Source organism: Archangium sp. (genome assembly GCF_036388035.1).
In the GTDB taxonomy this organism is placed as follows: Bacteria; Myxococcota; Myxococcia; order Myxococcales; family Myxococcaceae; genus Archangium.
In genome coordinates, this window is sequence record NZ_DASVSO010000864.1 from 1 (window position 1) to 20273 (window position 20273).

Sequence of the window (20273 nt, forward strand, 5' to 3'; positions counted from 1 at the left end):
GCCTGCGGCTCGCGTTCCTCGACAAGATTCCCCGCCTGGGGGACAGCTATTTCCGCAGTCGCCTCATCTCGGACATGGCCCAGCGCTGCCATGGCATCCACATGGTGCGCACCGTGCCCACCCTCGCGGTCCTGGTGCTGCGCGCCGCCGCTGAATTGCTCGTGACGCTCGTGGGGCTGACGTGGTTGGCACCGCGCAGCGCCCCCCTCATCTTCCTGGCGGGTGGACTGGCGGTGGGCATCCCCCTGGTCGCTCAGCGCTCGTTGCTCGAGGCCGATCGCCGGATGCGCGACTTCGACGGGGTGCTCTCGCGCTTCTACCTCGACGCCTTGCGCGGAGCCGTGGCGCTGCGGGCGCACCGGGCCGAGATGACGCTCCGGCGGGCGCATGAAGCGCCGCTGCACGAGTTCGTCTCCGCGGCCCGCACGTTGCTGCGCCGCAGCACCACCGCCGACACGCTCGCCTCCTTCGTCTCCACCGGAGGCTCGGTCGCCATCGTCCTGCACGCCCTCTCGAAGGGGGTACAACCCGGCGCCGTCCTGCTGCTCGTCTACTGGGCGCTCGCCGTGACGACGCTGGGCAAGCAGATGGCCGAGGCGTTGCGCCAGTACCCCGCCGCGTCGTCGCTCACCGGCCGCCTGATGGAGCCGCTGCTCGCTCCGGACGAGGTGTCCACGAGTGTCGCCCTGGCCACGCCGGAGCCGACGGAGCGACCGGCGGACGGGGCTCGGGGCGTCGGTTTCTCGCTGCGCCAGGTGGAGGTGAAGGCCGGGGGCCACACCCTGCTGCAAGGGATTGATCTCTCGGTCCAACCCGGAGAGCACATCGCCATCGTGGGCCCCTCGGGTGCTGGGAAGTCCTCGCTGGTGGGTGTCCTCCTGGGCTGGCACCGGGTGGCCGCGGGCAGCGTCGAGGTGGATGGCGAGCCGCTGGAGGGGAAGGCCTTGTGGCGGCTGCGGCGGGAGACGGCGTGGTTGGAGCCCGAGGTGATGCTCTGGAACAGGTCCATGGTGGACAACCTCGCCTATGGCGCCAACGAGGCCGAGGTGCTGCCCCAGGTGGGCCAGGTCCTGCACAAGGCGGACCTCATCGAGCTGATCGACAAGCTGCCCCAGGGGCTCCAGACCCGGCTGGGCGAGGGAGGCAGCCTGCTGTCGGGCGGTGAGGGGCAGCGGGTGCGCCTGGCCCGGGCGTTGCTGCGGCCAGGGGTGCGGCTGGCCATCTTCGACGAGCCCTTCCGGGGACTCGAGCGGGACCGTCGCACGGCGCTGCTGGAGCGGGCGCGACAGGTGTTCGAGGGCACCACGCTGCTGTGCATCATGCACGACATCGCCGAGACGCTCTCGTTCGACCGCGTCCTCGTCATCCAGGACGGGCGGCTGGTGGAGGAGGGTGCCCCCCGGGTGCTCGCGGCGCGCGAGGACAGCCACTACCGCGCGTTGCTGGAGGAGGAGACGTCGGTGCGCAGGGACTTGTCCGAGCGGGAGGGGTGGAGGCGGCTGGTGCTGGAGCAGGGCGTGCTGTCCGAGCGACTCGGAGAGCAGGGGGGGGCCCATGTCGAATGAGCTGGAGGCGGTGGCCTGGCCCTTCGAGCGCGCGGCCGAGGCCCTGGAGGCGTTGGCACGCGCGGCGCGGTTGCCGCTCCCCAACCCGCTCCCGGTGCACTCGCGCGCGGTGCCCGCGGACCCGAGCCGCGCGGGGGCCTGGTTGGACACCATGGCCCATTCGCTGGGGCTCGAGCTGGAGCTGCTCTACACGCGCCATGGTGAAGTCGAGCCCGCCCTGAGCCGCGCGGCCCCGGCCCTCGTGGACGTGCCGAGCGCCCAGGGGCGTGTGGTGCTCGCCCTGCTGCGCCTGTCCTCCTCGGGGGAGCGCGCGCAGCTGCTCGCCCCGGATGAGACGGTGCACGAGGTGCCCTTCTCCACCCTCACCGCCGCCGTGCAGGCGCTCGTCGAGGAACGGCAGGGGCCCGTGGCCGATCGCGTCCTGGAGCGAGCGGGACTGCCGGAGCCCCGGCGAGCCCTGGCCCGGCGGGCGTTGCTGGGGGCCCAGCTCACCAACAAGCACCTCGTCGCCGCGCGCACGCTCCGGCTGCCACCGGGCGCCCGGCTGGCCCATCACCTGCGGGCGCTGCGGGCCGGACGGCGGCTGCTCCTGCTGCTGCTGCTGGCGGTGGTCGTCCAGGTGTGTCTGCTCGCCGGTTGGTGGTTGATCGGCCGGGGCGCCTTCGACGGGCAGCTCGACACCGGGTGGCTCTGGGCCTGGGCCCTCATGGGGCTGACGATGGTGCCGCTCCAGGCGGCGCTGGCCTGGTGCCAGGGAACCCTGGCCATGGACCTCTCCGCGCTGCTGCGCAGGCGCCTGCTGGCGGGGGCCCTGGCGCTCCCCTTGGACGAGGCGCGCCGCGGGGGAATGGGCGAGTTCGTCGGGAGGACTTTCGAGAGCGCGGGCATGGAGCAGATGGCGCTGGTGGGCAGCTTCACCAGCCTCCTGGCGGCGATCGACCTGATGTTGGCGGCGAGCGTGATGGTGACGGGCCCCGCGGGCGGGTGGGGGCTGCTGGTGCTGGGGGGCTTCTGCGGCCTGATGGCGGTGCTGATCGTGCGCCAGTCCTCACGCTTCCGCGCGTGGACGGAGGCGCGCGTCGTCATGACGCATGCGCTCATCGAGCGGATGCTCGGCCACCGCACGCGGCTCGCGCAGGAGCGGCCGGAGCGCTGGCATGAGGAAGAGGACCAGGAGCTGGCCCACTATGCCGAGGCCTCCGAGGCGTGGGATGCATCCACGGCGCGGGTGGTGGCGCTCTCCAAGCGGGGGCTCCTCCCGGTGGCGATCCTCGCGACGCTCCCAGGCGTGCTCGCGGGCGCCTCGACCGCGAGGATCGCGGTGGGGGTGGGGGCCGCGCTGCTGGCGACGCGTGCGTTGGCGGCGCTCACCACCGGCGCCCTGGCCCTCAGCGGAGCGCGGGTGTTGTTTCGCGGCGTGCGTCCCATCCTGGATGCCGCGAAGCGCTCCCTCGCCTCGGGAGAGGGGGCCCGGGAGAACGAGAAGGGCAGGGTGGCCCGGACGTCTCCGCTCCCCCCCGGTGCGGAGACCCCGAGGAACCAGGCCCTGCTCGAGGTGCGCGATCTGGTCTTCAAGCACGCGGGGGCGCCCCGGGCGGTGATCGAGCGGGCCTCGCTGGTGGTGCGCGCTGGCGAGCGCGTGCTGCTCGAAGGGCCCTCCGGCTCGGGCAAGTCGACGTTCGCTTCCATCCTGACGGGGCTGCGGGGACAGGGCTCGGGGCTGCTGTTGCTGGGGGGCCTGGACATGGCGACCTGGACGTCGCCCGGGTGGGGCGCGCAGATCGCCAGTGCCCCCCAGTTCCACGAGAACCACGTGGTGTCCGGCACGCTGGCCATGAACCTGCTGTTGGGACGTTCCTGGCCTCCCACGCAGGAGGATCTGCAAACCGCCCAGGCGCTCTGTGAGGAGCTGGGGCTGGGGGAGCTGCTGGCCCGGATGCCCTCGGGGTTGATGCAGCTCGTCGGGGAGTGCGGCTGGCAGCTCTCGCATGGCGAGCAGAGCCGTGTCTTCGTGGCCCGGGCGCTGCTGCAGCGGGCCCGTGTCGTGGTGCTCGACGAGGCGTTCGGTGCGCTGGATCCCGTGACCATGCGCAAGGTGATGGCATGCGTCGAAGCCCGGGCTTCAACGCTCATCGTCATCGCGCATCCTTGAGTGCCGCCCTGCGTGGAGTGTTGTTCTTTCAAATGTCGCCCACCCCCCGGTTTTGTTCCTCCTGTCCGCCCCTGGCTATAAAGGCGGCGGCGCACCCCCGCGCCCCCACCCCCAGGAGAGACCATGGAGAACACCCAGAAGCTGAAGCTGAAGCTGTCGATCAAGAAGGACACCCTGCGCCCCCTGACCGAGACGGATCTCAACGTTCTCGAGGGTGTTGTCGGTGGCACCGGTGGTGGCTGCACCAGCACCTACTGCACCCGCACCATCATCGTCGCCGACTACGAGTCCGTATAATCAACGTCGTACGCGCTGGCGTCAGAGCGTTGCCTCCCGAGGGCGCGCTCGACGGGTGCAAGGGAAGGGGCCGTTCATCGGCCCCTTTCGCGTTGTGGCTGTTCTGCCTGGAGCTGCCGGGCGTCACCGTCAGGTGCAGGTGCGCGGCCCCCGCAGCCGCCGCGCACTCGTCAGCCAGTCCGACTGCCACACGCCCGCGTTGTCCGAGTCCAATCGCCCGCGAGGACCGTCCAGCTCCAGCCGGTTCGCGCGGTCGACACGAGCTCACCCTCGCCCCACCCGTACACCTCGCCCAGGTTGTAGCGCGCGGTGCTCGTCGAGATGCCACTCCACGACGGAGAGGTCTCGTAGCCACTCTGGCCACGCGGCTGGAAAGACTTGACATCCCGCTTCAACAACGTCGGCTTCCGCTGCGCTCGGGCTATGCTAGGTGAGCCGTCCATGCCTCACGCGTCCCCGCATCCCTGGAGCCGTCCTTGAGCGCGGTGCCCCCTCCCCGAAGGTTGGGTGTGGCCCTCTTCCTCGGCGCCCTCGTGCTCAACCTGCTCATCACCTACGGGGGCGTGCGCCCGGTGGACAGCGAGGTCGTCTTCGAGCTGTGCGAGTCGCTCGCCACCCGGGGCGCCCTCGACGTGGAAGGGACTCCGGTGTGGAAGGGCTTTGGAATCGCTCCCGGGAAGGACGGACGCCTCTATCCCATCTTCGGGCCGGGAGAGTCCTTCGCCTGTGTGCCGATGCTGGTACTCCTGCGCGGGTTGAATCGCACCGGGTGGTACGAGTCGGGTCTCCTGCCGCCGCTCCATCCCAGCCATTACCTTCCCGAGGCGCACGAGCGATTCACCGCCGGACTGCCGCCGCTGGACCTGGTGCCGCACGCGGAGCGGCTCGCGCTGCCCCTGCTGAACGTCCTGGTGGGGGCGCTCGGGGTGCTGGTGTTCTGGCGCATCGCCTCGCGGCTCTCCCGCCACCCGGCCGCCGCGCTCGGCGTCACCGTGCTCTACGGCCTGGGCACCCTGGCGTGGCCCTACGCGGGCGACGCCTTCAGTGAGCCCCTGGCGACCCTGCTCTGCCTGGTGGCATTCGAGCTGCTCCTGCGAGTGGACGCGTCCCCTCCGGCCACGTTGCTCTGGGCGGGGCTGGCGCTGGGCGGCGCCATCGCCACGCACGTCACCGCCGTGCTGTTCGTTCCCTTCTTCGCGGCCCTCGCCCTTCGCGGCGCGGAGCATCGCTGGCGCAAGGGGGCCTTCCTCCTGGCGGGACTGGGGGTCATGCTGCTCGCCCTCGGCTCTTACAACTTCGTGCGGTTCGGCTCCCCGTGGGAGACGGGGCGCCATGTGGACCCCGAGCTGGTGCTCCGCTACGGCTACGGCCAGTCGGTGGCTCCCTGGGAGGGCCTCTTCGGCCTCACCCTGAGCGCTGGCAAGGGACTCTTCCTCTACTCGCCCGCGGTGCTGCTCGGGCTGTTCGCGTGGCCCACGTTCCATCGCGAGCACCGCTTCCTCTCGAGCATGCTCGCGGGCGCCGCGCTGCTGCGCCTCGTCTTCATCGCCACGCGCAGCGACTGGCACGGAGGCTTCTCCCTGGGCCCGCGGATGCTCGTGATGCTGATTCCGTTCCTGCTCATCCCGGTGGTGCCCTGGCTGGACCACAAGCTCGCGGAGGGCAGCGGCCGTGCGCTTCGCCTGTTCGCTGGCTTCTCGGTGCTGTGCATCGCGCAGCAGGTCGCCTTCTGCGTGGGCGAGGTGTTCTCGTACTACCACCTCGTCCGCGAGTTCTACGCGGCGCAGGGCATCAACATCTTCGAGGAGAACCGCATCTACCTGGACTGGGAGGTGTCACCCCTGCAATTCCTGCTCGAGGGCAACCGCGGGCCGTGGTTGCTGTCAACGCTGCCGGTGGACAACTACACCCTGTGGGGCCTGATGACCGCGCTCCTCGCGGCCCTCTACTTCATCGGCGCGCGTCGGGTGGTGCGGCTGTCTCACGGGGCCTCGGTGCCTCCCGGTGTGAACGGGTAGCTGCCACCAGGCTCCTCGGAGGCACTGGCGTCATGCGACCCCCGGGAGCGGAAGGCCCGCCAGCAGCCCGGTCCTGGGGACGGACCAGATCTCCTCTCCCTGGGTATCCCAGCCCGCGAGCAGATGGTTGGCCGCCATGAAGCCCGAGGTGGTGGCGCGCTCCATCAAGGCGGTGGGAATGGGCAAGCGGACGAAGTCGCCAGCCAGCGCCACCCGCGGCGAGGACGTCTCCACCGTGGGTCGCTCCCGGAAGGAGCCCGGGGCGAAGGAGGGGCAGTCCCGGCGGTACAGGAAGCGCTCCTCGAGCGTGCGTGCGTCCCGAAGCTCCGGGTAGAGCTGGTGCAGGGCGCCCAGGAGCTCGCGCCGCACTGCCTCCTCGTCGGCCTCCAGCGGCAGGCCATAGGCGTGGAGCTCGACCACCGAGCCTCCCGTCCGCGCCGCCCAGCGGCGGCTCTCGCCCTCGAACAGGTGGTAGAGCGAGATGTTGTCGATCACTCCCAGCCCGGTGGTCCCCACGAAGGGATGGCGGCCCGGCGCCGTCGGTCTATCGAGCCACAGCCGCCAGACCGCGAACGGCGAGGTCAGCGCAAGGGCGCTGATCTTCGCGCGCCCTCCCGCGTCGAGCAGTCCCGGCGAGTCCGAGACGATCCGCTGGAGCGCCGGCACCGAGGTGGCCAGCACCACCGCGTCCGCCTCGACGGGCTCCCCGTCCTCCACCTGGAGCCGGAACCCCCCCTCCCCGCGCGGGGCCACCGTGGTGACGGACTGGCCGAGCCGGAACCGGACCTGCCGCTCCTCCAGGTAGCGGCGCAGCGGGTGCCACAGCGCCGCGGAGAACGACTCGTCGAGCACGTCGAAGACGAGGCCCTCCGGGTTCCCCATGAAATAGAAGTGGAACATCATCAGCAGCTCGGCCGCTGACATCTCCTCCTCCGGATTGAAGAAGGAGTGGGAGAAGACATTGAACAGCATGCGCCGGGCATGTGGCGGGAAGTGGAGGGAGTCCAGGTACTCGCGCGCGTCGCGGTGGTCGAACGTGGCGTAGGTCCGCTCCATGTCGAAGGCGAGCATCGCCAGCCCGGAGCGGAAGTCGATGTGGCGCAGATCCCCCAGCCGCAACGACGCGGAGCGGCGGACGAGCCCGATGAGGTTGAAGGGCGGGAGCGCGGGGAGGTGGGAGAAGGACTCCACGCTCCCTCCCGGGCCGAGGATGGGGTAGTCCTCCAGCCGGCGCAGGCGCTCCAGCCGTGGATCCACCCGGCGCAGCAGCGCCCGCAGGTTGTAGTACTGGCGGAAGAAGGCGTGGAAGCCCCGCTCCATGTCGAAGGGCTCGCCGTCCGCCAGATGCTCCCTCCAGCCCGCCACCCGGCCCCCGAGGAAGGGCTCGCGCTCGAGGACGGTGACGCGCAGGCCCCGCTCGGCCAGGACGGTGGCGGCCGCCATGCCGGCCAGTCCGCCCCCCACGACGGCCGCGGAGAGGCCCTCGGGCGCACGGGGGCGCCGCGCCCGGGGAGACGGGGTGAGCCGCTCGCGGGAGAAACGCCCGGTGGGCAGCTTCGGCAGTTCGAGCGGAAGGCGCATGGGTTCCTCCGGTCACGGTGAAGCGGGCAGGGGGAGCAACGTCCGCGAGAGTCCGCCCATCCAGCGCAAGAGGGCGCGCGGGCCGAAGCTCGCGAGCGTGAGGGCGTCCCGGTACACCCGGGGCCGCTTCCTCGCGATGTGCTGGAGGAAGCGCACGAAGTCCGTCCCGGGCATCTGGTCCTTGAGCAGGGCCGCGTAGGCGTCGTTGCCCATCTCGTGGAGGGCGGCGAAGGCGGTGTCCAGGAGCTGGTTCACCTCGTCCCGGCGCGCCGGCGCCCCCGGGGGCACGGCCATGAAGAGCGCCAGCGCCCCCGTCACCGCGTGCAGCGGGGTGTCATGGACGATGGATTCGGGGGGCAGGTCTCCGCGGGAGAGCGCGGAGGCGAGGGCCCTCGCCCCGGGGAGGAACGAGCGCATCATCGCGCCGAAGCCGCAGTAGGTGAGCGGCGAGTGCCGCGCGGCCGCATCGCCCACCAACACCACCCGGTGCCCCGGGGCTCGCGGGGGCGGCACCAGCCGCGACCAGCCCGGGATGTAACCGAACGTCGGCCGGAGCAGGCGCGGCTCTCCCCGCTTGTACCTTCCGAGCCGCTCGAAGAACCGCCCGTAGAGCCGCAGCAGCGCGTGCTCGCGGATCCGCCGCGCCTGGGCGTAATAGAAGAGGTAGACCGTCGTCTCGCCCGGGCGCCCGGGAAAGCCCTCCCAGATGTGCTGGCGCCCTTCCTCCACGCCCTCGGTCGTCACCAGGATGTCGCCCACCCGGGGATTCACCTCGTCCGGGGCGGTGCCCTCCTTCAGCCCGGCGAGGACCCCTCCCACGGTGGGACAGAGGAGATCCGCGGTCGCATGGGGACTGGAGATGCCTCGCGCGTCGAGCAGCACGCGGGCCGTCACCTCGGTCCGGTCTCCCTCGGCTCGCTCGAAGCGCAGACGCACCGCCTCGGGGCCCTCGCCCACGGCCACCAGGGCATGGCCGTCATGGAAGGCGACGCCCCGCTGCTCCGCGCGGCGGCGAAGCTCGGAGAGGAGCCGGCCCGCATCCACGGCATGGTCGAGCACGCCCCGGACCGGGTACTCCCCGCCCCCATGCCAGCGACAGAGGCCCCGCTCGTAGCGGGCGACGATGAGCGACTCCACCTCCTCCGGCCGGAAGAGGCCGCTCGCCGTCAGGGGCGCGAGCTCGGGGCCGCTGATGTTCCACTCGCGATGGGCCACCGCCGCCCGGCCGCGCTCGAACACTCCGACCTTCAGGCCGAGTCCGGCCAGCACGGGCGCGAACAACAGGGAGAGTCCGCCGCCCGCGAGCACCACGTCGAAGTCCGGGCGGGTGCCCCTTCCCGGGGGCGGCAGGGCAGGGGCCTCGACGGGCGGGCGGACGCGCTCCGCGTCGAGCCGCTCCAGACGTTCGAGCAGCTCGGGCCCTCCCGCCTCGCGCACCCGGGCCTTGATGTCCTCGATTCCCAGCACGGCCCCTCCTCAGCCCCACGCCTCCGGGGACGGCGCTGGCGGTGTGCGCTCGAGCAGCCGCAGGTAGACGGCCCGGAACTCGCCTCGGGCCCCGAGCGCCCGCAGGTTCTGCGCGCAGCCGCCCACCGCGCGCCCGAGCATCACCGCCTCCTCCGGTGGACGCACGCGCAGGAAGTCCCGGGCCCGGCGCAGGCCCAGGGCCCGCATGTCCGGCACCGAGGTGTCCCCCGCGTAGTCGTAGACGTCCGTCCGCAGCGGCCGGCTGGCGATCTCCAGGATTTCCGAGAGCAGGTTCCGGGCGGTGGCCTCGTCGGTGTCCACCTCGAAGCCCGCGGCGCGCACCCCGGCCAGTGGATCATACGGAAGGCGCAGCAGTTCGTTGCGCATGAAGACCCGGATGGCCTCGACGAAGTCCGGGCGGAACGTCTTCACGCACCCGAAGTCGAGCACGGCCAGGTGGCCCTCGTCCGTGACGAGGAAGTTGCCCGGGTGCGGGTCCGCGTGGAGCTGCGCCGCGGCGAAGAAGGGGCCGTGGACGGCGCGGATGAGCTGCTCGCTCACCCGCCAGCGTGCGCGCGTGTCCGGCTGGGAGTCGATGAACCGCTGGAGCGTCCTGCCCCGCACCCGCGTCAGGCACAGCACCCGGCGTGACGAGCGCTCCGGAATGGGCCGCGGGGCGAGCAGATCCGGCTCGGAGGCGAAGAGCTCCGCGAAGCGCTGGGCCCGCTGGGCTTCGAGGAGGTAGTCCGTCTCCTGCACCACCTCGCGGCGGAGCTCGTCCACGTAGCGGCGGCCATCGAGCAGCTTCGTGGTCAGGCCCGCCGCGCGCGCCATGGTGGCGAGGTTGTCGAAGTCGGACTCGAGCGCCTCGGCGATGCCCGGGTACTGCACCTTGACCACCACCTCGCGGCCATCCTCCAGGCGGGCGGCATGCACCTGCCCGAGCGAGGCCGCCGCCAGGGGCTCCCGGGAGAACTCGGCGAAGAGCCGCTCGGGGGGCGCGCCGAGCTCCGTCTCGATGATGGCGGCGATCTCCTCCACCGGGAGGGCGGGCGCCTCGCTCTGCAGCCGGGCGATGATCTGCCGCAGCTCGGGCGGGAGGGCATCCACGTCCATGGAGAGCGCCTGGCCGAGCTTCATCGCGGCCCCCTTCATCTCCCCCAGCACGTGGGCGAGGTGGCCGATGGTGGAGCGCTCGAGGTCTCCCGTGTCCGCGCCCGCCGCCTTGCGGACGGCACGCCAGGCCAGCCCCGCCGAGCCCCGGGCGGAGAGCGCGGCCACCTTGCCGAGGCGGGCCAGGCGGCCCAGGGGCGGGTTGCGGGACTTGGACATGCTCCCAAGATAGGGAGCGGCGTCCGGGGCTGGCGCCTAGAGGTCGCCCTGGAGCGCGTCACGCACGCCCGGCAGGTTGGCGAGCAGCTCCAGCTCGGCGGCCTTCAGGTGGGACACGCGGCGGCCGGAGATCCGCTCGAAGTGCAGCTCGATGCGGTGCTCGCCCGCGTCATTCACCTGGCGGAAGAGGCGCGCGCGCCTCCCCTCCTTCACGCAGGCGAGGATGTCCTGGTGGAGGCTGTTGAGCCGCTTGTACACCTTCAGCGCCATCCGACCCTCGGGGGTGTCGAATGTGTGGAAGTGCCGGTTGCGCGACAGGGGGCGCGCTGGGTCATGGAGCCTCTCCACGAGGCGCCGCACGAATGGGTCCATCGACGGCGCAGGATAACATCCGGTACCCTGCATCTCAGCGATGCATTTGAAACCTACCCGTCTGCTCTGTCTCCTACCTCTGCTGCTGCCCCTCGCCTGCAAGGACGCTGAAACCGCCTCCGTGCAGCGCCGCGACCAGACGGCCCAGGCCAAGCTGGAGCAGGGCCGTGAGTTGCTCTCCAGTGGACAGGCCGAGCTGGCCACCAAGGTGCTCAGCGAGGCCGCGGGCCTGATGCCCGACAGCACCGAGCCCCTGCTCCTGCTCGCCGATGCCCAGCGCCAGGCCGGCAACTCGGGCGCGGCCATCCTGACCCTCAAGCAGGCCATGGCCCTCAATCCCGCCGAGGGTCCCGACATCAAGCGGAAGATCGCCACGCGCCACGAGCAGGACGGGCGCCTGTCCGAGGCCATCACCCTGCTGCAGGAGCTGCGCGATACCGACGAGCTCGGGGACCTGGACCTCCTCAAGCTGGCCCACCTGCAGACCCGCAACGGCCAGCACCAGGCCGCCTTCCAGACGCTGGAGCGCATCCAGCGCGAGCGCCCGGATGACGTGGACGCCAAGGTGGTGGAGGCGGAGATCCTCCTGGCCAAGGGCGACGAGGTGCTCGCCGCGAAGCTGATGGATCGGCTCCTGGAGGAGCAGCCGGCGCTCACGGCGGCTCGCATCCTGCGCGCCCGCTACTTCCTGCAGAGCGGCTTCGCGGAGTACGCCGAGCAGGACCTGTCCCTGGTCCAGGGCGAGGAGGCCTCGCGGCCGGAGGTCGTCGAGCTGCGGTCTCAGGTGCTCATCGCCCTCGAGCGCCTCGCGGACGCGGAGAAGGTCCTCACGGACGCGGTGACCCACTACTCCCAGAACGCGGACCTCCTGGCGCGGCTCGGCGAGGTGAAGCTGCTGCTGGGGCGTCCACCCGAGACCCTGGCGCTGGTGGAGCGGGCGCTGAAGGCCCACCCGGAGTCCGCACGGGCCCTCTACGTCCGCGCCCGCGCGCTGGAGACGCAGGGCGACCTGGGGCGCGCCAAGGAGGACTACGGCAACGCGCTCGCCATGGCTCCCCGCTTCGCTCCGGCGCTCTCGCGGATATGGCGCCTGCAGCGGCAGGCGGGGGAGGTACAGAACGCCCTGGCCAGCCTGGAGCGACTCGTCGACGGGCGCCAGGCCTCGCTGGAGGAGAAGGTGGCGCTGGCCGAGCTGTACGCCGAGACCCGGTTGAAGCCCGAGCAGGGCCTGAAGCTCATCGGCGAGGCGCTGAAGGGCGACCCGAGCAACTTCCAGTACCTGGACACCCAGAAGGCGCTCAAGAAGCTCGTGCCCCGGAAGAAGAAGTCGTCCGGCCCCCTCATCATCCGTGGCGGGAGGCGCTGACATGGAGGGCCTGATGCGGACCCCGAAGTACGCGCTGGTGACGGGCGCTTCCAGCGGCATTGGCCGGGAGCTGGCGGAGCTCCTGGCGCGCGAGGGGTATGGGCTGGTGCTGGTGGCCCGGCGCACCGAGCCGATGCGCCTGTTGGCCGAGAAGCTTCAGCAGGCCCACGGGACGCCCTCCGTGGTGGTGGGCGCGGACCTCGGCTCACCCGAGGGCGTCGCCACCGTGATGCGCGAGGTGACGGCGCGCCAGCTGGAGATCGACATGCTGGTGAACAACGCCGGCTTCGGCCTGGCGGGGAGCTTCTCCGAGCTGCCCGCCGAGTCGCAGCTCGGGATGATCGACCTCAACGTGCGGGCGCTCACCGCGCTCACCCGCGCGCTCGTCCCGGGCATGGTGGCGAGGCGGCGCGGGTACGTGCTCAACGTGGCCTCGGCGGCGGCCTTCCAGCCCGGGCCCCTCATGTCCGTGTACTACGCCTCCAAGGCGTACGTGCTGTCCTTCTCCGCCGCGCTCCACGAGGAGCTGCGGGAGCACGGGGTGAAGGTGTCGGCCCTGTGCCCGGGCTACACCGAGACGGAGTTCGCCGCGCGGGCCTCGGAGCACCAGGGCTCCCGCCTCTTCAACGGGCCGCTCGGGACGCTGGGCGCGCGGGAGGTGGCCGAGCTGGGCTACCGGGGCCTGGTGCGGGGCAGGGCGGTGGTGGTGCCCGGGCTCGTCAACCGCGTCACGGCCTGGCTCGTGCCCTTCACCCCGCTGGCGCTGAAGCTCCGCATCACCCGCTACTTCAACGCGAGCGACTCCTGACCGACTTCGAGCCCTCGATGAGGCGGCGGCGCGCTCAGACCTTGGGGCGCAGCACGTAGACGACGCGCTGGGAGCCGGGCTCGATGGGTTGCAGCTCGCCGCCCGAGAACGGCGCGCCGACCAGCGCCATCATCGCGTCCATGTTGCCGTTCATGAAGTACGGGTCGATGCCGGGCTGCGAGCCGAGGGCGGCGTGGAACTCGGGGAGCACCTCGAAGGTGACCTCGAGCTCGCCTCCGGCGAGGAAGCGCGTGTGGGCGGTGAGGAAGTTGGTCCCCGACTGCAGCCCGCGGGGGATGCGCGTGAGCGAGCGCTGCCAGCCGAGCATCCGCAGCATCGCGAACACGGCCCGGCCCATGGCCGTCTGCCCATAGCCGTCCACCACCCGGCGGCCGATCCGATACCGCGCCTCCTCGCTGGAGACGTCGGGGTAGAGGACCTCGGCACACACCCCGACGGCCGCGAACCAGGCCGGGACGGAGTAGGCGACCAGGAACGGCTGGTCCACGTCGATGCCAATCACCCGGAGTCTCCGCCGGGCGTCCACATCGAGCCGATCCGTGATGGCGTGCTTGAAGAGGGCCTCCACCACCTGGCTGAAGATGACGGGTTCCTTCTGGGGCGCGACGGCGGGCATCATTCCGACCATCCCTAGCACAAATGCTCCGCCCACCGAGCGGCCGGTCGCCCTCCGAGAGGGGCTCCGGTGGCGGGGAGCCCCTGGAAAACCCGACCTGCTGGAGGAGGTCCACCTGTTTGACGGACGTGGACGAGCGCAGGCCGCAGTGGCTGGAGGTGTAGGTGTAGCTCGCGTTCTCGTTGGCGCTCTGGCTGGAGTGGAGCGCTGGCTCCGCGCCAGACGCTCTCCCTGGACAAGGCGCGGGGGCTCTGGCGCGGGCTGCTGGAAGGCCCCACCACCCTCCGCACCTTCGCTCCTCGCACCGTGCTGTCCCGTCTGGTGCGAGAGGTCATCTCCGGTGGGCAGCCGCTCCCGTATGACGAGCTGCTCGTCCGTACCCGACGCTTCCTCCGGCTGGTGGTGGTGCGGCCGGATGGGTACGCCTCTGGGGCACTCACCGGCAAGCCCCTGGCCCGGCTGGGTCCTCCCACCCTGTACCAGGGCGAGCTGTACGTGCAGGGCTTGCGTGTGGGGGCCTTCCACTTCGACGACGGAGGCGTCTTCTTCGCCGTGGACGAGTCCCTCCAGCCGCGGGGGCTCCCCGTGGGTGAGCGTCCCCTGGGGCGAGACCCCGCCACCGCCGCGCTGCTGGGCGCCGAGGACGCGCTGGAGGAGATCGCCAGGGGATTGGCGGCCTTCATCCTCCATCCGGTGCGCACGCTCGGGGGATTGGCTCAACTGCCGTCGGCGCTCAAGCAAGCGAAGAGGCAAGTCCACGCAGCCAAGGGCACACCCATTCAGTGGCATTTCGCCGAGAGAGAGGTGGCGGAACTCATGAGAGCGCTGTTCAGGGAGGAGAAACTGCGTGGAATCAAGGTCATTCACACGCCGGCATCTCCGTAAAGGAGCTTTCAGATGAAAGAAAGGTATTACGTGGGAGCCTATTGGTTGGCCAGGCGAGAGCCGGCCGACGCCAGTGCCCGGCGTGCCGAGGCATTCTTCCAGCTCCTGGCCACGTGTGACGCGAGCCTCGCTCACTGGTTTGCAAAGGGGTGGACCCTGGAGGAGGCGCTGACTCGTCGCTTTGGAACCGATGCGGCGAGCATCCTGGAAGTCTTCAGCCAGCGCGCTGTCGATGGGGGGTTCTCCCTGGGGTGCTGGAATGGGGAAACCCACGAAGCGGCAAGCGTCTCCTTGCACTGTGGCAATGCATCTGTCTGGGTTTCCAATCTCTGCCTGGTTGACCTGCCCGATGAGGGCTCCGCCATGGAGCGCCTGTTCCAAGCTCCAACCCTCGCCCAGGTCCTCCGGGCCATGGTCGTGGTCTGGGAACCCGAGTGGGGCGTGGTTTCCTCCGATGCACTTCGCAACCTGCAGACAGAATCCGGTACGGCGGGTACCTTCATGGGCTGGGTGACGTACTTCTCCCGCCGTCGCGGTCCGTTGCCGTCCCTGCCTTCTCCCGTCCGAGTCGAGCCCGTGGAGGACAAGGGCTCGCTCGTCATCCTTACTCCGGACCGATTCTCCACTTCCAACACGGCCCATGTGGAGCTGGCCCGCACCGTGGCCGGGTTGCTCGACCAGGCGGGCCTGCTCGGGCCCCTGAAACCCTGGGACGGGTGAGGGCGCGTCTCACCTCTGGCTGGAGCGTCGGCGGCTGGGCGCGGGCGCCGAGGGGAGTCCCTCCGCCGTCTCCACCACCTTCTCCAGGGCCTTGGTGCCCTTGCGCTGGCCCACGGCCACCACGGTGAGGTTCTCCCGGCAGAAGTAGCGCCGGGCCACGTCGCGCACGTGGGCCGTGCTCGCCGCGTCCACCAGGTCCGCGCGCCGGCCAAAGGACTCGGGCTGACGGAACAGCTCCGTCCCGCCGAACCACCCGGCCAGCTCTCCCGGCGAGTCCTGCGAGAACTCCAGCAGCATCCGGTGCCGCCGCTTGGCGCGCGCCAGTTCCTCCTCGCCCACGCCCTTGTCGCACAGCTCGCCCAGCACCCGGAACGTCTCTCCCACCACCAGCGAGGCCCGGTCCGGGGCGCTCGCCGCTTCGATCTCGAAGACGCCCGTGTCGTGGAAGGCCTCCAGCGACGCATGCACCGAATACGCGAGCCCGCGCTTCTCCACGATTTCAAAGGGCAGCCGCGAGGACAGCCCGTCGTCCAGGAAGCGCCGCAGCAGCTGCAGGGCGGGCCAGTCCTCGTGCTGCTCGGGCACGGTGCGGAAGCTGAGGCGGAACTCCGTCTGCGCCTCGTCGTGCGTGACGAAGTGGAAGTTGGGCCCCACCGGCGTGGGCGGCGGCGGGGTGTCGCGGCTCGCGGCTCCCGAGGGCATCCGCGCGAAGTGGCGCTCCACCAGCGCGAGCACCTCGTCGCGCTTCACCCGGCCCGCCGCCGTCACCACCAGGTTGCCCGTGACGTAGTGGCGCGCGAAGTGCTCCAGCACCTGCCGGTGAGTGAGGCTCGAGACGGACTCGCGCGTGCCGGCGATCTTGAAGGACAGCGGATGGTCCGGGAAGAGCACCCGCTTGGACAGGTTGTCGATGTCGATGTCCCGGCCCTTCTCGTCCACCTCGTCGAGCATCTCCTCGAGGATGATGTTGCGCTCCACCTCCATGTCGGTGAGCTTGGGACGGGTGAGCATGTCCCCGAGAATGGCCAGCCCCACGTCCAGGTGCGCCGGGTGCAGGGGCGTGTAGTAGTAGCCGTGGTCGCGCGTGGTGACGCCGTTGAGGTTGCCGCCCACCTCCTCCACGGCGGTGTTCATCTTGATGGTGTCCGGCCAGCCCTCGGTGCCTCGGAAGAAGAGGTGCTCGAGGAAGTGGCTGACGCCGTTGTTGGCGGCCGTCTCGTGGCGGCTGCCGGTGCGCACGTACACCGCGAGCAGGGCGGTGTGCAGGTGCGGGGTCTCGACGGTGACGACGCGCAGGCCGTTGGGCAGCACGTCACGGTGGTAGCTGAAGCTCATGCGCGTGGAAGCTTGACGGAGAAGGTGGTGCCCCGGCCGGGCTCGCTCTGGCACGAGAGCGCGCCGCCGTGGGCCTTGAGGATCTGCTGACAGACGGCGAGGCCCAGCCCCGTTCCGTCCTCCTTGGTGGAGAAGAAAGGCTCGAAGATGCGCGAGCGCACGGCCTCGCTCATGCCGCGCCCGGTGTCCCGCAGCGCCACCTCCACCTCGCGCTCGTGGACCTGGGTGGAGATGGTCAGCCGGCCGCCGTCCGGCATGGCCTCGCGCGCGTTGCGCAGGAGGTTGAGGAACACCTGGCGCAGCTGGCCGTCGTCGGCCAGGGCCCGCGGGGGCTCCGAGGTGAGCTCGCTCACCACCTCGACACCGGCGCGCTCCAGCTCCTCGCGCGAGAAGTCCAGCACGCTGGCCAGCACCTCGGTGACGTCCGTGGGCTCGAGGCTGGGCCGGGGCGGGCGCGCCATGCGCAGGTACTGCTCCGTCACCTCGGTGAGCCGGTCCACCTCGCGCGTGACGGCGGCGAGCAGCTCGCGCGACTCGCGGGCATCCTCCGGCGACTCGAAGGTGGCGCGCTCGAAGGCGTCCTGCATCAGCTCCACGTTGAGGCCGATGGAGGACAGGGGGTTGCGCACCTCGTGGGCCACCTGCGCGGAGATGCGGCCCACGGCCGCCAGCTGCTCGGCGCGCATGAGGGCCTCGGCCTGGGCCTTGAGCTGGGCCTCGCGCGCCTGGAGCGAGCGGGCCATGGCGTCGAACTCGCGCGCGAGCACCGCCACCTCGTCGTCGCCGCGCACCCCCAGCTGCGCGCTGTAGTCGCCCCGGCCGATGCGCGACACGCCCTCGATGAGGGTGCGCACCGGGCGCAGGGTGCGCGCCGACCAGGCCGTGGCCACCAGGCCCACGACGATGGCCAGCACCGACAGGGTGATGATGGCCAGGCCCGTGCGCCGCTCGCGCTCCTCCGCCCCGTCCACGCGCTCGCGGATGCGGTTGCTGAGGGCGGCGCGCAGGAAGCGGATGTCGCGGCCGATGGACGTCTCCTGCTGGCGCAGCTCGGCGGTGATGCGGGCCAGCTCGCCCTCCGTCGGCGCCTCCTGGGCGAGCACCGTGAAGACGGCATCCGCCGCCTGCCCGTACGCCTGATAGCGGTGGGAGAGCTCCCCCAGACGCGCCTCCAGGTCCCGGACGAAGTGGACCTCGCCCGTCGGGGCCAGGGCCTGCACCTCGCGGGCCCGAGCCCGCGCCGCCTCCAGCCGCTGGGCCATGAGGGAGGGGAAGTAGAGACGCGCCAGCCGGATGAGCGCCCGCCGCGTCTCCACGCTGCCCTCATCGAGCAGCCGCTCGGTGTCCCGCTCCTGGTTGGTGTGGAAGGACTCGAGCGCCGCCGCGTCCTGCGAGAGCTGCAGGTAGCCCTGGCTCACCAGGCGGATCTCCAGCCGGTTGCGGTGGAGCTCGGCCACGCTGAACAGAGACACCCCGCCGAAGGTGACGAGCACCACCGCGTAGCCCAGGAAGATGCGGGTGGCGAGCGAGAGCTTCATTCAGGGAGACAGGGGCCGCGTTGACCACGGCCAGAGGCCATCGCTACGCTCGCCACGGTCCGAGCGCAAGCCCTCTTTGCCTGCGCCGTGGCCGGAAACCGTAAAAGGGGAGCGCCATGGTGCGGAGTATCAACGGGCGGACCTTGCCCGCCGTTCGGGGTCTGGGACGGGACGAGGCCCGGTCGCCTGCTCGGAAGGCATGGGACCGGAGGCTGCGTCGCGTCCTCGCCGTGGCGGCGCTGGGGCTCGTCTCCGCCTGTGGGCCCCGGGACGGGCTCTACGAGGCGACGCTCCTCACCCCCACGTGCACGGGCACGCCCGCGCTCCAGGGCGTCCACTACCTGCGCTTCCGGGTGTCCGGCGCGGGAATGGAGCCCGTGGAGCACTTCGTCCCGGTGGAGCGGGGCACCGCGGAACTGCCGGCCCTCTTCCCGGGCCCGGGGCGGGTGCTGGAGGTGCGCGGGTACACGAACCTCCCCAGGTTGGGGGGCCACGTGGTGGCCCTGGGGCGCTCGCACCCCTTCGACGTGCCGGAGTCGGCCGGGGCCGGGCGCCCGAAGGTCTCCGTCGCCCTGCGCCGGGTGAATGAGTTTGTGCAGGTGGGCAGCGCGAGTGGCGCGTGCGCCTCGCTCGTCCACCCTCGTGCGGGGCACACCGCGACGCTGCTGGAGGACGGCCGGGTGCTGCTGGCCGGGGGCGTGGAAGTCAGCCAGAGCGACGACAGCACCACGCTGTCCTCGGCGGAGCTGTTGGATCCGGTGACGGGCACGCTGGAGCCGGCCCCGGAGCTGGGGACGGGGGCGGGGGGCTCCTTCCTGGCCTCGCCCCGCGCCTTCCACACCGCGACGCGGCTGCCGGGCGGCAAGGTGCTGCTCGCGGGCGGGGAGGTGGAGTCGGTGGAGGGCACGGTGCCCGTGGGCAACGCCCTGGTGCTGGACGTGGCGCAGCGGACGTACTCGGGCGTGGCGCTGAGGGCGGCGCGCGGCCACCACGCGGCGGCGGCGGACGCCAGCGGGCGGGTGCTCCTCGTCGGCGGGGTGGGCGCGGGAGGCGCGGTGGTGTCCGAGGCCGAGGGGTATGACCCCGGGACGGGCCAGGGCTTCTCCGTGAGCACCCCGGTGCCGCGGGTGGGCATGGGGGTGATGCCGGTGCGGCAGGGACGGCGCATCGCCGTGGTGGGCGGCTCGGACGGGACGGCGCTGCGGCCGGAGGTGCTCTTCTTCTCCTATGAGGGGGGCACCTTCGTGTCGGTGGACGAGGGACTGCGCCTGCGGGAGCCCCGGCGTGACGCGGCGCTCGTCCCCTTCGGCGGACTGGACCGGCTGCTGTCCGTGGGCGGCCATGACACGCCCGAGGGCGTGGAGGGCGAGCCGCGGCCCCTGGCGTCCTCGGAGGTCCTCTCCCCGGGCGCGGCGGTGGCGGGGCCCCAGGTGTTCGCCCGGAGCGGCCTGTGCGCGGTGGCGCTGCCGGACGGGCGGGTGCTCACCTCCGGAGGGCTGCGGGCCAGCGCGAGTGGCCTCCAGAGCGCCCCGCACGCGGAGCTGCTGCTGCCGGGCCAGGAGGGCGGCTCACCGGTGATGTTCGGGTTGCCGCCGCTGGAGCGCCCGCGTCACCAGCACTCGTGCACGGTGCTGCGGGACGGCTCGGTGCTCCTCGCGGGAGGGCTGGACAACGACGGGCGCCGGCGGACGACACTGGGGGACCTGGTCATCTACACGCCGGCACCGCTGGATTGAACCGGAAGGGCGGTGGGGGCCTCGTGACGACCCGAGGCCCCCAGACTCCACCCGCCTACGCGTTCGGCGTCGCGGGCTTCTCGTCCTGCTTCTCACCCGACGCGGGCTGCTCGGTGCTGGCGGCTGCGGGCTGCTCGGCCGCGGCGGTGACGGCCTGCTGCTGCGCGGCCTCGGCGGCGGCGCGGGCCTGCGCGGCGTCCTCCACCTTCCGGTCGCTGGCCGCCATCTCGTCCGGCGTCAGCTCCGTGCGGTCCGCCAGCATGCCCGTCTTCTTCTCCAGGTCCTTGATGGCCCGGCGCAGTAGATCCCGCTCCAGCAGCGTGCGGTTCAGGCGCTTCTCCAGCGCCTTGTACTTGTCCTTCACCAGCTCCAGCTCGCTCTTGCTGGCGGAGAAGATGCGCTGCTGCGAGTCGGCGCGGCCCTTGATGCGCTTGAGCTCGCGCTCCAGCTCGGCGGCCCGGCCG

Annotated in this window: 16 protein-coding genes and 1 pseudogene; 9 read left to right on the top strand and 8 right to left on the bottom strand. The window is 71.6% G+C overall.

The window, feature by feature from the left end; all coding sequences use genetic code 11:
- From VF697_RS35590 to VF697_RS35605, 4 genes are all read left to right on the top strand, one after another.
- Positions 1-1565 (top strand): ABC transporter ATP-binding protein (locus VF697_RS35590; protein ID WP_331102123.1); only part of this gene is annotated, 1565 nt, incomplete at its 5' end.
- A complete protein-coding gene (locus VF697_RS35595) occupies positions 1555-3717 on the top strand; it encodes an ATP-binding cassette domain-containing protein (RefSeq protein ID WP_331102125.1) in 2163 nt (720 codons plus the stop codon). The genes VF697_RS35590 and VF697_RS35595, both read left to right, overlap by 11 nt.
- A gap of 123 nt (positions 3718-3840) precedes the next feature.
- A complete protein-coding gene (locus tag VF697_RS35600) occupies positions 3841-4014 on the top strand; it encodes a hypothetical protein (RefSeq protein WP_331102126.1) in 174 nt (57 codons plus the stop codon).
- Positions 4015-4523: 509 nt separating this feature from the next.
- Complete coding sequence (locus VF697_RS35605) at positions 4524-6032, top strand: glycosyltransferase family 39 protein (RefSeq protein WP_331102128.1); 1509 nt, start codon at positions 4524-4526, stop codon at positions 6030-6032.
- A gap of 30 nt (positions 6033-6062) precedes the next feature.
- Here the strand turns inward: VF697_RS35605 and VF697_RS35610 are convergent, their stop codons facing one another.
- The 4 genes from VF697_RS35610 to VF697_RS35625 are packed head-to-tail and all read right to left on the bottom strand — an operon-like array spanning position 6063 to position 10784.
- A complete protein-coding gene (locus VF697_RS35610) occupies positions 6063-7613 on the bottom strand; it encodes a hydroxysqualene dehydroxylase (RefSeq protein ID WP_331102130.1) in 1551 nt (516 codons plus the stop codon).
- Positions 7614-7625: 12 nt separating this feature from the next.
- Positions 7626-9080: a lycopene cyclase gene (locus VF697_RS35615; RefSeq protein ID WP_331102132.1), complete on the bottom strand. Its 1455-nt coding sequence runs from the start codon at positions 9078-9080 to the stop codon at positions 7626-7628.
- A gap of 9 nt (positions 9081-9089) precedes the next feature.
- Positions 9090-10412, bottom strand: coding sequence for an AarF/ABC1/UbiB kinase family protein (locus VF697_RS35620; protein WP_331102134.1), 1323 nt, complete (start codon positions 10410-10412; stop codon positions 9090-9092).
- A gap of 36 nt (positions 10413-10448) precedes the next feature.
- Positions 10449-10784, bottom strand: coding sequence for a hypothetical protein (locus VF697_RS35625; RefSeq protein ID WP_331102136.1), 336 nt, complete (start codon positions 10782-10784; stop codon positions 10449-10451).
- Between the two features lie 121 nt (positions 10785-10905).
- Between VF697_RS35625 and VF697_RS35630 the strand changes: the two genes are divergently transcribed.
- Both VF697_RS35630 and VF697_RS35635 read left to right on the top strand, forming a co-directional pair.
- Positions 10906-12150: a tetratricopeptide repeat protein gene (locus VF697_RS35630; protein ID WP_331102138.1), complete on the top strand. Its 1245-nt coding sequence runs from the start codon at positions 10906-10908 to the stop codon at positions 12148-12150.
- Between the two features lie 13 nt (positions 12151-12163).
- On the top strand, positions 12164-12958 hold the full coding sequence (locus tag VF697_RS35635) for an SDR family oxidoreductase (RefSeq protein WP_331102140.1): 795 nt from the start codon (positions 12164-12166) through the stop codon (positions 12956-12958).
- Positions 12959-12992: 34 nt separating this feature from the next.
- On the opposite strand, the gene VF697_RS35640 is transcribed toward VF697_RS35635, so the two are convergent.
- Complete coding sequence (locus VF697_RS35640) at positions 12993-13598, bottom strand: DUF2378 family protein (protein WP_331102142.1); 606 nt, start codon at positions 13596-13598, stop codon at positions 12993-12995.
- A gap of 303 nt (positions 13599-13901) precedes the next feature.
- Here VF697_RS35640 and VF697_RS35645 point away from each other — a divergent pair, with 303 nt between their 5' ends.
- Positions 13902-14480, top strand: a complete 579-nt coding sequence (locus VF697_RS35645) for a hypothetical protein (protein WP_331102144.1) — start codon at positions 13902-13904, stop codon at positions 14478-14480.
- Positions 14481-14492: 12 nt separating this feature from the next.
- Positions 14493-15200: an immunity 52 family protein gene (locus VF697_RS35650; protein WP_331102146.1), complete on the top strand. Its 708-nt coding sequence runs from the start codon at positions 14493-14495 to the stop codon at positions 15198-15200.
- 9 nt (positions 15201-15209) lie between these two features.
- Here VF697_RS35650 and VF697_RS35655 read toward each other — a convergent pair whose 3' ends face one another.
- Positions 15210-16535, bottom strand: coding sequence for a pitrilysin family protein (locus tag VF697_RS35655; protein WP_331102148.1), 1326 nt, complete (start codon positions 16533-16535; stop codon positions 15210-15212).
- Positions 16532-18073: a sensor histidine kinase gene (locus VF697_RS35660; RefSeq protein WP_331102150.1), complete on the bottom strand. Its 1542-nt coding sequence runs from the start codon at positions 18071-18073 to the stop codon at positions 16532-16534. Before VF697_RS35660 ends, VF697_RS35655 begins: the two co-directional genes overlap by 4 nt.
- A 116-nt stretch (positions 18074-18189) precedes the next feature.
- Here VF697_RS35660 and VF697_RS35665 point away from each other — a divergent pair, with 116 nt between their 5' ends.
- Positions 18190-19809, top strand: coding sequence for a kelch repeat-containing protein (locus tag VF697_RS35665; protein ID WP_331102151.1), 1620 nt, complete (start codon positions 18190-18192; stop codon positions 19807-19809).
- A gap of 55 nt (positions 19810-19864) precedes the next feature.
- Here VF697_RS35665 and VF697_RS35670 read toward each other — a convergent pair.
- Positions 19865-20273 (bottom strand): annotated as a pseudogene (locus VF697_RS35670) (cell envelope biogenesis protein TolA); the annotation flags it as partial.